Here is a 13,135-nt window from a genome sequence, read left to right on the forward strand (position 1 = left end):
TCTATGGCTCAGTTAACTGTCCAGATCGTGACACCAGATGGCCTCGTCTATGATCACCATGCCAGCTTTGTATCGGTACGAACTCTGGATGGTGAGATGGGGATCTTGCCACGACATGAAAATATGATTGCGGTTTTAGCGGTTGATGAAGTAAAGGTAAAACGAATCGATGATGATACTCATGTGAACTGGATTGCAGTGAACGGAGGGATTATCGAGATTGCCAATGACATCATTACCATTGTAGCCGACTCAGCAGAGCGTGCTCGTGATATCGATATCAGCCGTGCTGAACGTGCTAAACTTCGCGCCGAACGTGAAATTGAAGAAGCTCAAGACAAGCACTTAATTGACCAAGAACGACGCGCTAAGATTGCTCTTCAACGTGCCATTAACCGTATTAATGTCGGAAATAAACTATAATCAAAAAATGAACTTGAGATTCAAGTTCATTTTTTGATTATCTTAGTTCGCAAAGTGGATGCAGACTGCTTCTGGGACATGGAAATCGTTAGAAAGTTCTGCAAGACGACCACTTTCAGGATTACGCTTAAAGACGGTTGCGTTATCAGAATCTTGATGAACAGCAATGAGAAACTCTTGATCAGGAGTTAGGTCGAAATCACGTGGATTTTGTCCATGTGTTGGTACTATCTCTAATAATTCCAGACTGCCATCAGCGAGGATTGTATAGACTGCAATGGAATCATGACCTCGGTTGGATGCATAAAGGTATTTCCCATCTTTTGAAAGACGAATGGCTGCAGTAGCATTGAATCTCTCATAGCCGTCTGGTAAGGTTGAAATGACTTGCATGCGTTCAAATTCACCAACCCCATCATAAATCAAGACTTCAATGGTACTATTTAGTTCGCAAATGAGATAGGCAATCTTATAGTGGTGGTGGAAAACGATGTGGCGAGCCCCTGCTCCAGCTTGGCTGTGATAGGTGGAGAGTTTACTTAGTCTTCCTTCTGGGCTGACATCATAGGTCGTTACTTCGTCCGTACCGAGGTCACATGTGACGAGATACTGATCAGGTGTTAGATTCGTAAAGTGAACATGTGGGGAAGTTTGGTTTTCATGAGGACCATGTCCACTATGCTGATCCAGATCCGTTTGGATGAGACTACCATCTGCTTGGCGCTGATAAACCAGAACTTGACCTTTGTGGTAGTTGGCTCCATAAACAAGACTACGCTTTTCATCCACTGCCACATAGCAATGTGGAGCGCCTTCTTCAACCACATGATTTAGCAAAGTACCATCGGTCTTGTAAGCAGCGATTCCACCCAAGCCATTCTGGCTCCCTACGGTGTATATGTGTTGCTGTTGGTCAAAGGCAAGGTAGGTCGGACTTGGTTCAGCAGCAAAGAGTTCAAGATTTGCAAGCTGGCCTGTTTCTGTATCAAAATCTGCCTTGTAAATCCCTTTAGATGAGCGACGAGTATAAGTTCCAAAATAAACAGTTTCTTTCATGTCCATACCTCTTAATAATGATAAGTTCATTATACCACAAAATGACAGTCAGGAAGTGTTCGTTTAATCTATGTAAGCACTTTAATAAGAGTTATTTTAAATTAAAAATGGTATAATGAGAGAATGACAGAAAGGATGTATTTATGGAACATAAAGAGAAACATTTTAGCTTATCCTGGTTCTTCAAGTGGTTTTTAGATAATAAAGCCATCACTGTATTTTTAGTAACCTTGTTACTGGGGCTTAACATTTTTATTCTAAGTAAGATTAGTTTTATATTTTTACCCGTTTTAGACTTTCTTGGGGTTGTCATGTTACCAGTTATTCTATCTGGTTTACTCTATTACCTCCTCAATCCGATTGTTGACTGGATGGAGAAACACAAGATCAATCGCGTTCTTGCTATCAGTATAGTTTTTGTCATTATTGGACTTTTTATCATTTGGGGTCTGGCAGTCGCTATTCCAAATTTCCAACGCCAAGTCTTGAATTTTGCAAAGAATGTGCCGACTTATCTTAAGGATGCTGATATGGTTATCAATGATCTTGTAACCAAACGCTTGCCAGATGATTTTAGACCGCAGTTGGAGCAGGTTCTTGCAAATGTTTCTAGTGAAGCGACGATGTGGGCCAGCAAAATTTCTTCTCAAGCCGTCAACTGGGTCAGCGCCTTTATCAGTAGTGTTTCTCAGGTGATTGTAGCGGTCATTATCGTACCCTTTATGCTCTTTTATCTTTTGAGAGATGGGAAAGGCTTGCGGGATTACTTAACTAAATTTATCCCAAACAAGTTAAAAGAACCTGTCGGACAAGTTTTGTCAGATGTTAATAAACAGTTGTCAAACTATGTTAGAGGACAGGTTACAGTTGCTATTATCGTGGCAATTATGTTTATTATCTTCTTTAAGATTATTGGTCTCAGATATGCTGTGACTCTGGGGATAACGGCTGGTATCCTCAATCTAGTACCTTATCTAGGTAGTTTTCTAGCGATGTTGCCTGCTTTGGTTTTGGGCTTGATTGCAGGACCTATCATGCTATTGAAAGTTGTCATTGTCTTTATCGTAGAACAAACGATTGAAGGTCGCTTCGTATCACCTCTTATTTTAGGTAGTCAGCTCAATATTCATCCCATCAATGTCCTCTTTGTTCTCCTAACTTCAGGTTCTATGTTTGGTATTTGGGGAGTCTTGCTGGGAATTCCTGTCTATGCTTCTGCCAAGGTCGTTATCTCTACTATCTTTAACTGGTACAAAAAGGTCAGCGGTCTGTATGAAGAAGAAGGGGAGGAAATCAAGAGTGAACAATAGTCAACGCATGCTCCAGGCTTTGGATGAACAGGATTTAACCAAGGCGGATCAGTATTTTCACAAAGCCCTCGAAACAGATTCAAGTGAAGTTCTTTACGAACTAGCAAGCTATCTTGAGGGAATTGGCTTTTATCCTCAAGCCAAGGAAATTTACCAAAATATCGTTACAGAATTTCCAGAAGTGAATCTGAACTTAGCAAGTATTGCTAGCGAGGATGGCAATGTTGAGGAAGCCTTTGCTTATTTAGAAGAAATCACACCTGAAAGTGACTGGTACGTATCGGCCTTGGCCTTGAAGGCAGACCTCTATCAGTTGGAGGGATTGACAGATGTAGCACGTGAAAAGTTACTGGAAGCCCTAGACTACTCAGCCGATCCCTTATTAGTTTTTGGTTTAGCTGAGTTGGATAGCGAGTTAGGGAATTATCAGGAAGCTATTCAAGGTTATGCTCAATTAGACAATCGCTCCATCTATGAGCAAACGGGTGTCTCAATCTATCAGAGAATTGGCTACGCTTATGCCCAATTAGGTAAGTTTGAAGCTGCTACAGAGTTTTTAGAAAAAGCTTTAGAACTAGAATACGATGACCAAACTGCCTTCGAACTGGCTAGTCTTTACTTTGACCAAGAAGAGTATCAAAAATCTGTTCTTTACTTTAAGCAGATTGATACCATTTCACCAGATTTTGAAGGATATGAGTATGGTTATAGTCAAGCTTTGCACAAGGAACATCAGATAGAAGAAGCTCTCCGTATCGCTAAACAAGGTTTGGAGAAAAATCCGTTTGAAACTCGGCTCTTGCTAGCAGCCTCACAGTTTTCGTATGAATTGCATGATTCTGGTGCTGCAGAGCAGTTTCTCCTTACTGCCAAAGAAGATGCAGAAGACCTTGAGGAGATTTTCCTTCGCCTTGCGACCATTTATATGGAACAAGAGCGGTTTGAGGACATTATCGCTCTCCAAAGTCAAGAACCTGAAAATCTCTTGACCAAGTGGATGATTGCCCGTTCTTATCAGGAGACTGAGAATTTAGATAAGGCCTATGAGCTCTATCAAGAACTGTCATCTGACCTCAAGGACAATCCAGAGTTTCTGGAGCAGTATACTTATCTTTTGCGTGAATTGGGATATTTTGAAGAAGCCAAAGTGCAAGCCGAAGCCTGTTTAAAACTAGTCCCAGATGATGTTCAGATGCAAGAACTCTTAGAAACACTTTAAAAGTTATCTCTCAAAAAACGTATCTGTCAATTTGTCAGATACGTTTTTTGAAAGAAATAGAATTTTTTTACAATAACCCTTGCTAAATTGTTTATTTATGCTATAATAGGAACAATTATTTTTAGGAGGTGCAGTATGTCTTATATGTTTGAGATATTACCGAGTTTATTGAGCGGTGCAAGCATGACTTTACAGGTTTTTGTACTGGTCTTGATTTTGTCTATTCCCTTGGGCGTTTTGATTGCCTTTGCCTTGCAAGTCCATTGGAAACTCCTCCATTATCTGATTAATATTTATATCTGGATCATGCGAGGAACACCCTTGCTCTTGCAATTGATCTTTATCTATTATGTGCTCCCAAATATTGGGATTCGTTTGGATCGCCTTCCTGCGGCTATTATTGCCTTTGTTTTGAATTATGCAGCTTACTTTGCTGAAATCTTCCGTGGAGGGATTGATACCATTCCGAAGGGTCAATATGAGGCTGCTAAGGTCTTGAAGTTTAGCCCTTTTGCCACAGTGCGCTATATCATCTTACCACAGGTGACCAAAATTGTTCTTCCTAGTGTATTTAATGAAGTCATGAGTTTGGTCAAGGATACTTCTTTGGTCTATGCCTTAGGTATTTCAGATTTGATTTTGGCTAGTCGTACAGCAGCCAACCGTGATGCTAGTCTGATTCCTATGTTCTTGGCAGGAGCAATTTACTTGATTTTGATTGGTATTGTGACTATCCTTGCCAAAAAAGTTGAGAAGAAGTACAGTTATTACAGATAGGAGGATTGCTATGTTAGAATTACGAAACATCAACAAGGCCTTTGGTGGCAAACAAATCTTAACTAATTTCAGCCTATCAATTCCTGAAAAGCAAATCCTGGCAATCGTAGGTCCATCAGGAGGCGGAAAAACAACCTTATTACGTATGTTAGCTGGATTGGAAACAATCGATTCAGGGGAAATTTACTATAACGGCGAATCGCTAGCTTTAGACGAACTAGAAAAGCGCAACCTACTAGGATTTGTCTTCCAAGATTTTCAACTTTTCCCTCATTTATCAGTTCTGGACAATTTGACCCTATCGCCTGTGAAAACTATGGGAATGAAGCAGGAAGAGGTAGAGAAGAAGGCGCGTGTACTCTTGGAACAGTTAGGACTAGCAGGGCACGCAGATGCTTATCCCTTCTCACTATCAGGTGGGCAAAAGCAGCGGGTGGCTTTGGCGCGTGCCATGATGATTGACCCAGAAATCATTGGTTACGATGAACCAACTTCTGCCTTGGATCCAGAATTACGCTTGGAAGTGGAAAAACTGATTTTGCAAAATAGGGAACTTGGGATGACGCAAATTGTGGTTACCCACGATTTACAATTCGCTGAAAATATTGCAGATGTATTATTAAAAGTAGAGCCTAAATAGGAGGAAAAATGATGAAAAAATTGATGCTTGTATTAGTCAGTCTAATGACTGCTTTGTTCTTAGCAGCTTGTGGGAAAAATTCTAGTGAAACTAGTGGAGATAATTGGTCTAAGTACGAGTCTAACAAGTCTATTACTATTGGGTTTGATAGTACTTTTGTTCCAATGGGATTTGCTCAGAAAGATGGTTCCTATGCAGGATTTGATATTGATTTAGCTACAGCTGTTTTTGAAAAATACGGTATTACGGTAAATTGGCAACCGATTGATTGGGATTTGAAAGAAGCTGAATTGACAAAAGGAACGATTGATCTGATTTGGAATGGCTATTCCGCTACAGACGAACGTCGTGAAAAGGTAGCATTCAGTAACTCATATATGAAGAATGAGCAGGTATTGGTTACTAAGAAATCGTCAGGTATCACGACTGCAAAAGATATGACTGGAAAGATTTTGGGAGCTCAAGCTGGTTCATCTGGTTATGCGGACTTTGAAGGAAAGCCAGCGATTTTAAAGGATATTGTCGCTAATAATGAAGCGAATCAATACCAAACCTTTAATGAAGCCTTGATTGATTTGAAAAACGATCGAATTGACGGCCTATTGATTGATCGTGTCTATGCAAATTATTATTTAGAAGCAGAAGGCATTTTAAACGATTATAATGTATTTACAGTTGGACTAGAAACAGAAGCTTTTGCAGTTGGAGCACGTAAGGAAGATACAACCCTGGTTAATAAGATAAATGAAGGTTTTTCTAGTCTTTACAAGGATGGTAAGTTCCAAGAAATTAGTCAAAAATGGTTTGGAGAAGATGTAGCAACCAAAGAAGTACAAGAAGGACAGTGAGATAAAATAGTGGATGAGACTGCGTTTTGATTAGCAAAACGTAGTCTTTTTATCAATTGGGAAAGAGCATGATAGCCATTTAATATAGCGGATTAAATCTGGAATAGTATACTGTGACTTCTAAAACATTGCTAGAAATTGATTTGACTTTCCCAATCAATTTGTTCAGATTTTATTTCATTTCATTATATTCTGGAAAGATTTTCTAAATTTTTTCCTCAAATTGAGTCTCTTTTCTTATCAAAAAATCCTCTGGCAAAACCAGAGGATAAGGGTTTATTTCATTGTTGGGAAAAGCAATACGTCACGGATAGTAGTTGTATCTGTGAGGAGCATGCAGAGGCGGTCAATACCGATTCCCAAACCACCTGTTGGTGGCATACCGTATTCAAGAGCCTCAATGTAGTCGTAGTCGATACCTGTTGCTTCGTCGTCACCAAGTTCTTTAGCTTTTGCTTGGGCTTCAAAACGGCTAAGTTGGTCGATTGGGTCGTTCAACTCAGTAAAGGCATTACCGTATTCCTTAGTCATGATGAAGAGTTCAAAACGGTCTGTAAAGCGTTCGTCTTCAGGATTTTTCTTAGCGAGTGGAGACACAGCTACTGGATGTCCATAGACGAAAGTGGGTTGGATCAAGGTTTCTTCAACGTACTCTTCAAAGAAAGCGTTGATGATGTGACCAACTTCAGTATAGTGTTTCTCAACTGGAACTTTCTTCTCAGTAGCGATAGTTTTTGCTTCTTCGAAGGTCATGTCTTGCCAGAAATCTACGCCAGTAATTTCCTTGATAGCATCCACCATGTGAACACGTTTAAATGGTTCATTGATCTTGATTTCAGTACCTTGATAGTTAACTGGGCCATCACCTTTAACTGCCCTAGCAGCGTGTTGGATAATACCTTCAGTCAAGTCCATGATATCTTGGAAGTCAGCATAAGCTTGATAAACTTCGATAGAAGTGAATTCAGGATTATGAGTGGCATCCATTCCTTCATTACGGAAGATACGGCCAATTTCATAGACACGTTCCATTCCACCAACGATAAGACGTTTCAAGTGAAGCTCGGTCGCGATACGAAGCACCATGTCAATGTTCTGTGCATTGTGGTGAGTGATAAATGGACGAGCAGCAGCACCACCAGCTTCGTTGTGGAGAACAGGTGTTTCCACTTCAAGGAAACCTTTTTGGTCAAGGTAACGACGGATTTCAGAGATGATTTTTGAACGAGTGACAAAACGTTCAAAGCTTTCACGGTTAGAAATCAAGTCAAGGTAACGTTTACGGTAAATTGTTTCAACGTCAGTCAAACCGTGGAATTTCTCAGGAAGTGGGCGAAGTGCTTTAGACAAGTGTGTAATGTGAGTCGCCTTGATAGAGAGTTCTCCCATATCAGTACGCATCACTTCACCTTCGACACCGAGGAAGTCACCGAGGTCAGCCTTTTTGAAGATTTCGTAGTTTTCTTCACCGACTTCGTCTTTACGAACGTAGATTTGGATTGGACCTTCTCGGTCTTGAAGATGGGCAAAGCCAACTTTTCCTTTTCCACGCTTAGTTACTAAGCGTCCAGCGATAGTAGCAGTTTCATTTAATTCATGTAATTGTTCTTTATCAAGTTCTGCAAATTTGTCTTTTAGTTCTTGTGAGTTAGCAGTACGTTCAAAACGTTTTCCGAAGGGATCGATTCCTTGTTCACGGAGCGCAGCCATTTTTTCACGGCGAACGATCTGCTGGTCATTTAGTTCTTCCATATGTTCTATAGACATGGGTTCCTCCTAATTTTACTCAAAATTGAATACGATGAGTCATTTTTTACGATACTCCCATTTTATCATAAATAGCAGAGAAATTCACGGATATTCTTTGAAAACTAAAAAGAACTTAACCATTAAGATCAAGTTCCATTATTTTTCTTGATAGGAAGTATCATTCCATCTTTCCAGAGTGAAGGTTTCAAAATCCTCGGTTTCTAAAACTGTTAGACTAGCATTTGCTAAACCTCCATCTTTTCGAAGAAGGGGTTCTTTATAACCTAAAAGTGTTCGAAGGCTAGCAGTGAGATTTGCCCCATGACCGACGATTAGAATGTTTTCAGCCGGACTTCCTTTCAGAGATTTGATAAATTGAATAGTACGCTGGGTCGTAGAGTAGAGGGATTCCGCTTCAAACATCTTCGTATCAAACTGAGCCAGATTTGAACGAAAAGCCTTGATTTGTTGTGGATAGATGGCATTGAGCGTTGCGATTTTTAAACCTTCAAGTTTTCCAAGTTGCCATTCGCGCAGGTCAGGAATACTTTCTAAAGGACAGGGTGTCTGGAGTTGACTTTGGATAATTTCAGCAGATTTGACCGCTCGAGGTAAATCACTTGAATAAATCTTATCAAAAGGTATTTCCTTGAGATACTGGCCAAGTTGCTTTAGGATATCAATAGACTCTGGAAGAAGGGGAGAGTCCCCACTAGCACCTTGAAAACGTCCTTCAAGATTCCAGAGAGTGCGACCATGACGAACAAAATAGAGTTTCATTACTTACTGTCCTCCAAGATATCTGCAAAATCCGCTTTTACAAAGCTGGCCAAGTCTCGAGGGCGTACGATGATACTATGTCCGACTTCCCCAGCAGAGACGATCATTTGGTCCAAATCCAAAGCAGTCTGATCAATAAAAATTGGATAATTGTGTTTTTGGCGAATGCCGACAGGGTTATTTGCCCCATGAATGTAGCCTGTCGTTTTTTCTAAGTCTTTCTGCGGAATCATACTCACTTTTTTATTACCAGAAACCTTTGCTAGTTTTTTCTCAGCGAGGTGTTCTGTTATGGGAACAATTCCAATAATCGGTCCTGTCTTGTCTCCCAAAAGAGCCAAGGTTTTAAAGATATGAGTTCGATCATATTCCGAAGGTAGTTCACCCTCAAGCGCGTTGATTTGAATGCCTGTGTGTTCAATACCCGCCTTGGTCAAGATTTGTTCGACCAAGGTTTTTTTAATCTTGACTTTCTTTGCCATTATTTATACTTATCCTCCAATTGACTCATCCAGATACCAAGCCAAATGCCAAGCGCAAAGAAGAAGGCAACGAGTACATAGCTCACAATAGAAAGTCCAGTGTATTGGATACTTTCAGCATTTCCAGCATTTGGAATCAAAATTAAGAGGGTGCTTGATAGAACAATCCCAATGATAAAGTGATAAACACGGGAGTGGTAGTTGTTCAAGGCGTGATCCATTAATTTTGAAAAGATAATGAGGGTTGCTCCTGCACCAATCCCGATGGGAAGGAAGGTACCAAACAAATCAAAGGTCTTAAAACCAGTCAGCATTGGAGCGTACAGTCCCAAAATCAAAAGTAGATTTGACGGACTTAAACCAGGCACCAAGACACCAAGAGCTAAAAGAACACCTGCTAAGATGAAGTTTGCAAAACTAGCACTGAGTGACCCTACGACAAAATTGAGCGCGTAAAGACCCAACCCAGAAATGATAAAGGTAGTCCAGAACCAGACTAGGTCAATCTTATCACGATTAGATTCTCGAGTAGATTCTTTAAGGAGGCTAGGAACTGTACCGATGATAGCTCCCGCAAAGCTCCACAAAACATAGACTTGATAGTTTTCTAGCAAATACTCGATTGGATAGGAAAACAAACCAATGCCTAGCAACATCCCGATAGCTACTGGAATAAAGTATAGGACATTCTCTTTAAAATCTTTAAAGGGGTGAGCCAGAAAGCCAATCATTCGCTCGTAAATTCCCAAAATAGCTGCTAAAACACCGCCAGAAATTCCAGGTAGGATAAATCCTAATGCGATGACGATTCCTTTAATAACTCGTGCAATCCATGAAAACATAATAAAATCCTCAATTTCGTAAAATTCTTTCTCTATGCTATCAATTATAACACAGACAGGGAGAAAATGAAAAAACAAGTGAAAAAGTTTGTTATTTTCACTTGTCTTATGGTCTTAAAAATAGTTTTCTGAAGGTTTCTTCCTTGTCTTTGTCAGTAGAAATCAGATTGATGTCCAAATGATGTTCAAATCCTGCAATTCTCCCCTTAGAAGTGTACTGGTGGAGATCGTAGTCCAGATCAGTATTTGGCTTAGTTTCAAAATAACCAGAGTCAGTTCCATAGGAAGGGATCCAAATAGCAGTGAACTTATCTGTATTGATACTATGCTCTTGCATGAAGTAAACCCCAACGTAGATGCCGATGTTTTTAGCGCCGAGAGCTGCCAGTTTGGCACGAAAGGCTTCAACACCTTCATTCATATCGGACATTGTTTTTTCTTCAACATCTAACCAGTAGTAGCTAGGATTGTAGGGAGAAGCAGCGTTGTAAAAGACTTCAGCAGCCTTTTCCATATCTTCTTTACTTTTTCCAGCAACGTAAGCATAAACACCCACAGGGACATTGCGTTTTTGAAATTCTGCTATATGATTTTTATAGGCTTTATCGACACCATTGATAAAGGCAGCATCATTTGTTTCAGTGTGCTGAGCCCCATTGTGCACGCGAACGATAACACCAGAAATGTTTTGAGATAAGGTGTCATAGTTGATCTCCTCAGGTCTTTGCCAACCAGAGACATCGATAATGGGCTTGTCAAGATTATGCAAGGCTTGTGTTTCAACTTGAAGAGCATTTGGTTTAGTTTTGATAGGATGGTCCTCAAAACTTGGTCTATTGAGGAGTAAAATCGCTATGAAAATTCCAAATAAACTAAAAATAATAGCAGGATGAATTTGTTTTCTCATATTTATTTAGTTTATCGTAAAAATTTAAAAAAATCAAAGGAAACAGTTTAGAAATGTAGACAAGTAGGGGAGATTTTCAGGAAAGCACCTGTTTGTTTGTTCTTTAAAAGTAAAATTATGGTATAATATAAGGGAATTTTTACAGAAAAGAGAATAGTATGTCAAATTATGCCATTATTTTAGCAGCGGGTAAAGGTACTCGCATGAAATCAGATCTTCCCAAAGTACTTCATAAAGTAGCAGGAATTTCGATGTTGGAACACGTTTTTCGTAGTGTTGGTGCTATTCAACCTGAAAAAACAGTTACTGTAGTTGGTCACAAGGCTGAGCTAGTTGAGCAAGTCTTGGCTGGTCAGACAGACTTTGTTACCCAATCAGAACAACTAGGAACAGGGCATGCTGTCATGATGGCAGAGCCCATTCTCCAAAATCGTTCTGGACATACCTTGGTTATCGCTGGAGATACTCCTCTGATTACAGGTGAAAGCTTGAAAAATCTCTTGGATTTCCATATCAATCACAAAAATGTGGCGACTATTTTAACAGCTGAAGCGGCAGATCCTTTCGGATACGGTCGAATTGTCCGCAACGATAATGCTGAAGTTCTTCGCATTGTCGAGCAGAAAGATGCCACTGATTTTGAAAAACAAATCAAGGAAATCAATACTGGAACTTACGTATTTGACAATGAACGCCTTTTTGAAGCCCTTAAAAACATCAACACTAACAATGCCCAAGGTGAGTACTATATTACTGACGTGATTGGTATTTTCCGTAATGCGGGTGAGAAGGTTGGCGCTTATACTCTCAAGGATTTTGATGAAAGTCTTGGAGTAAATGACCGTGTAGCTCTTGCGACTGCGGAAGCAGTGATGCGCCGCCGTATCAATCAAAAACATATGGTCAATGGTGTCAGCTTTGTTAATCCAGATGCAACTTACATCGACATTGATGTCGAGATTGCTCCTGAAGTCCAAATCGAAGCCAACGTTACCTTGAAAGGTCAAACGAAGATTGGTGCGGAGACTATTTTAACAAATGGAACTTATATCGTGGATAGCACTATCGGAGCAGGAGCTGTCATTACCAACTCTATGATTGAGGAAAGTAGTGTTGCGGACGGTGTGACAGTCGGCCCCTATGCACACATTCGTCCAGGTTCAAGTCTTGGTACTCAAGTTCACATTGGAAACTTTGTTGAAGTTAAAGGCTCTTCAATCGGTGAAAATACCAAGGCGGGTCATTTGACCTATATCGGAAACTGTGAAGTGGGTAGCCATGTTAACTTTGGTGCAGGTACGATTACAGTCAACTACGACGGGAAAAATAAGTACAAAACTGTCATTGGTAACAATGTCTTTGTTGGCTCAAACTCAACCATTATTGCTCCTGTAGAACTTGGGGATAATTCTCTGGTTGGAGCGGGTTCAACCATTACCAAGAATGTTCCTGCTGATGCTATTGCTATCGGCCGTGGACGTCAGGTCAACAAAGATGAATATGCGACTCGCCTCCCTCATCATCCAAAGAACCAGTAGGAGTCTGTCATGGAATTTGAAGAAAAAACGATTCACCGAAAGGAAATCTATCAAGGTCCTATTTTCAAACTAGTACAAGACCAGGTGGAACTACCAGAAGGAAAGGGTACTGCCCAACGTGACTTGATTTTTCACAATGGAGCTGTTTGTGTACTAGCTGTGACAGTGGAGGACAAAATCGTTCTCGTTAAGCAATACCGAAAGGCTATCGAGGCGGTTTCTTATGAGATTCCTGCTGGTAAACTAGAACTTGGTGAAAATGCTGATCCAATGGCAGCGGCTCTTAGAGAATTGGAAGAAGAGGTTGCCTACACAGCTAAGTTAGAACTGTTGTACGATTTCTATTCTGCGATTGGATTTTGTAATGAAAAACTAAAACTCTACCTTGCTAGTGATTTGGTCAAGGTGGAAAATCCTCGTCCACAAGATGATGATGAAACCTTGGAAGTTTTAGAAGTCAGTCTAGAGGAAGCCAAGAACCTGATCCAGTCAGGTCATATCTGTGATGCTAAGACTATCATGGCAATCCAGTACTGGGAACTACAAAAGAAATAGAGGAGAAAC

General features: G+C 40.3%; 14 protein-coding genes. 8 read left to right on the top strand and 6 right to left on the bottom strand.

The genetic code is table 11. From position 1 onward, the window contains the following. The first annotated feature begins 3 nt into the window (after positions 1 to 3). Positions 4 to 423, top strand: a complete 420-nt coding sequence (locus tag D8805_RS01440) for a F0F1 ATP synthase subunit epsilon (protein ID WP_000068036.1) — start codon at positions 4 to 6, stop codon at positions 421 to 423. A gap of 42 nt (positions 424 to 465) precedes the next feature. Here the strand turns inward: D8805_RS01440 and D8805_RS01445 are convergent, their stop codons facing one another. Continuing rightward, positions 466 to 1,479, bottom strand: a complete 1,014-nt coding sequence (locus D8805_RS01445) for a lactonase family protein (RefSeq protein WP_093585150.1) — start codon at positions 1,477 to 1,479, stop codon at positions 466 to 468. A gap of 143 nt (positions 1,480 to 1,622) precedes the next feature. Here D8805_RS01445 and D8805_RS01450 point away from each other — a divergent pair, with 143 nt between their 5' ends. From D8805_RS01450 to D8805_RS01470, 5 genes are all read left to right on the top strand, one after another. Next, a complete protein-coding gene (locus D8805_RS01450) occupies positions 1,623 to 2,789 on the top strand; it encodes an AI-2E family transporter (protein WP_125415175.1) in 1,167 nt (388 codons plus the stop codon). Continuing rightward, the gene (locus D8805_RS01455; protein ID WP_185774554.1) at positions 2,779 to 4,008 is read left to right on the top strand and encodes a tetratricopeptide repeat protein; all 1,230 of its coding nucleotides are present in this window, start codon (positions 2,779 to 2,781) and stop codon (positions 4,006 to 4,008) included. The genes D8805_RS01450 and D8805_RS01455 overlap by 11 nt, the downstream gene beginning before the upstream one ends. 135 nt (positions 4,009 to 4,143) lie before the next feature. Then, positions 4,144 to 4,785: an amino acid ABC transporter permease gene (locus D8805_RS01460; RefSeq protein ID WP_125415176.1), complete on the top strand. Its 642-nt coding sequence runs from the start codon at positions 4,144 to 4,146 to the stop codon at positions 4,783 to 4,785. A gap of 10 nt (positions 4,786 to 4,795) precedes the next feature. Continuing rightward, positions 4,796 to 5,425 (top strand): amino acid ABC transporter ATP-binding protein, encoded by a 630-nt coding sequence (locus tag D8805_RS01465; RefSeq protein WP_125415177.1) that lies wholly within the window; start codon positions 4,796 to 4,798, stop codon positions 5,423 to 5,425. Positions 5,426 to 5,436: 11 nt separating this feature from the next. Next, the gene (locus D8805_RS01470; protein WP_125415178.1) at positions 5,437 to 6,273 is read left to right on the top strand and encodes an amino acid ABC transporter substrate-binding protein; all 837 of its coding nucleotides are present in this window, start codon (positions 5,437 to 5,439) and stop codon (positions 6,271 to 6,273) included. Positions 6,274 to 6,549: 276 nt separating this feature from the next. Here D8805_RS01470 and lysS read toward each other — a convergent pair whose 3' ends face one another. The 5 genes from lysS to D8805_RS01495 form a co-directional block, all read right to left on the bottom strand. Beyond that, the gene (gene lysS, locus D8805_RS01475) at positions 6,550 to 8,040 is read right to left on the bottom strand and encodes a lysine--tRNA ligase (RefSeq protein WP_125415179.1); all 1,491 of its coding nucleotides are present in this window, start codon (positions 8,038 to 8,040) and stop codon (positions 6,550 to 6,552) included. 138 nt (positions 8,041 to 8,178) lie between these two features. Further along, complete coding sequence (locus D8805_RS01480) at positions 8,179 to 8,802, bottom strand: histidine phosphatase family protein (RefSeq protein WP_125415180.1); 624 nt, start codon at positions 8,800 to 8,802, stop codon at positions 8,179 to 8,181. Next, positions 8,802 to 9,284: an aminoacyl-tRNA deacylase gene (locus tag D8805_RS01485; protein ID WP_125415181.1), complete on the bottom strand. Its 483-nt coding sequence runs from the start codon at positions 9,282 to 9,284 to the stop codon at positions 8,802 to 8,804. The genes D8805_RS01480 and D8805_RS01485 overlap by 1 nt, the downstream gene beginning before the upstream one ends. Next, entirely contained in the window at positions 9,284 to 10,126 is an 843-nt protein-coding gene (locus tag D8805_RS01490; protein ID WP_125415182.1) for a DUF368 domain-containing protein, read from the bottom strand. Before D8805_RS01490 ends, D8805_RS01485 begins: the two co-directional genes overlap by 1 nt. Before the next feature lie 106 nt (positions 10,127 to 10,232). Next, positions 10,233 to 11,033, bottom strand: coding sequence for a glycoside hydrolase family 25 protein (locus tag D8805_RS01495; RefSeq protein WP_125415183.1), 801 nt, complete (start codon positions 11,031 to 11,033; stop codon positions 10,233 to 10,235). 158 nt (positions 11,034 to 11,191) lie between these two features. Between D8805_RS01495 and glmU the strand changes: the two genes are divergently transcribed. Both glmU and D8805_RS01505 read left to right on the top strand, forming a co-directional pair. Continuing rightward, positions 11,192 to 12,571 (top strand): bifunctional UDP-N-acetylglucosamine diphosphorylase/glucosamine-1-phosphate N-acetyltransferase GlmU, encoded by a 1,380-nt coding sequence (gene glmU, locus D8805_RS01500; RefSeq protein ID WP_125415184.1) that lies wholly within the window; start codon positions 11,192 to 11,194, stop codon positions 12,569 to 12,571. Positions 12,572 to 12,580: 9 nt separating this feature from the next. Then, entirely contained in the window at positions 12,581 to 13,126 is a 546-nt protein-coding gene (locus tag D8805_RS01505; RefSeq protein ID WP_125415185.1) for an NUDIX hydrolase, read from the top strand. The last annotated feature ends 9 nt before the right edge of the window (positions 13,127 to 13,135 follow it).

The sequence above is a fragment of the Streptococcus oralis subsp. dentisani genome (assembly GCF_003944205.1).
In the GTDB taxonomy this organism is placed as follows: domain Bacteria; phylum Bacillota; class Bacilli; order Lactobacillales; family Streptococcaceae; genus Streptococcus; species Streptococcus oralis_BH.

Bases quoted from the DNA above. Each gene is read 5' to 3' on its own strand.
- D8805_RS01440 (WP_000068036.1), top strand. From the start codon at position 4: ATGGCTCAGTTAACTGTCCAGATCGTGACACCAGATGGCCTCGTCTAT.
- D8805_RS01445 (WP_093585150.1), bottom strand. From the start codon at position 1,479: ATGAAAGAAACTGTTTATTTTGGAACTTATACTCGTCGCTCATCTAAA.
- D8805_RS01450 (WP_125415175.1), top strand. From the start codon at position 1,623: ATGGAACATAAAGAGAAACATTTTAGCTTATCCTGGTTCTTCAAGTGG.
- D8805_RS01460 (WP_125415176.1), top strand. From the start codon at position 4,144: ATGTCTTATATGTTTGAGATATTACCGAGTTTATTGAGCGGTGCAAGC.
- D8805_RS01465 (WP_125415177.1), top strand. From the start codon at position 4,796: ATGTTAGAATTACGAAACATCAACAAGGCCTTTGGTGGCAAACAAATC.
- D8805_RS01470 (WP_125415178.1), top strand. From the start codon at position 5,437: ATGAAAAAATTGATGCTTGTATTAGTCAGTCTAATGACTGCTTTGTTC.
- lysS (WP_125415179.1), bottom strand. From the start codon at position 8,040: ATGTCTATAGAACATATGGAAGAACTAAATGACCAGCAGATCGTTCGC.
- D8805_RS01480 (WP_125415180.1), bottom strand. From the start codon at position 8,802: ATGAAACTCTATTTTGTTCGTCATGGTCGCACTCTCTGGAATCTTGAA.
- D8805_RS01485 (WP_125415181.1), bottom strand. From the start codon at position 9,284: ATGGCAAAGAAAGTCAAGATTAAAAAAACCTTGGTCGAACAAATCTTG.
- D8805_RS01490 (WP_125415182.1), bottom strand. From the start codon at position 10,126: ATGTTTTCATGGATTGCACGAGTTATTAAAGGAATCGTCATCGCATTA.
- D8805_RS01495 (WP_125415183.1), bottom strand. From the start codon at position 11,033: ATGAGAAAACAAATTCATCCTGCTATTATTTTTAGTTTATTTGGAATT.
- glmU (WP_125415184.1), top strand. From the start codon at position 11,192: ATGTCAAATTATGCCATTATTTTAGCAGCGGGTAAAGGTACTCGCATG.
- D8805_RS01505 (WP_125415185.1), top strand. From the start codon at position 12,581: ATGGAATTTGAAGAAAAAACGATTCACCGAAAGGAAATCTATCAAGGT.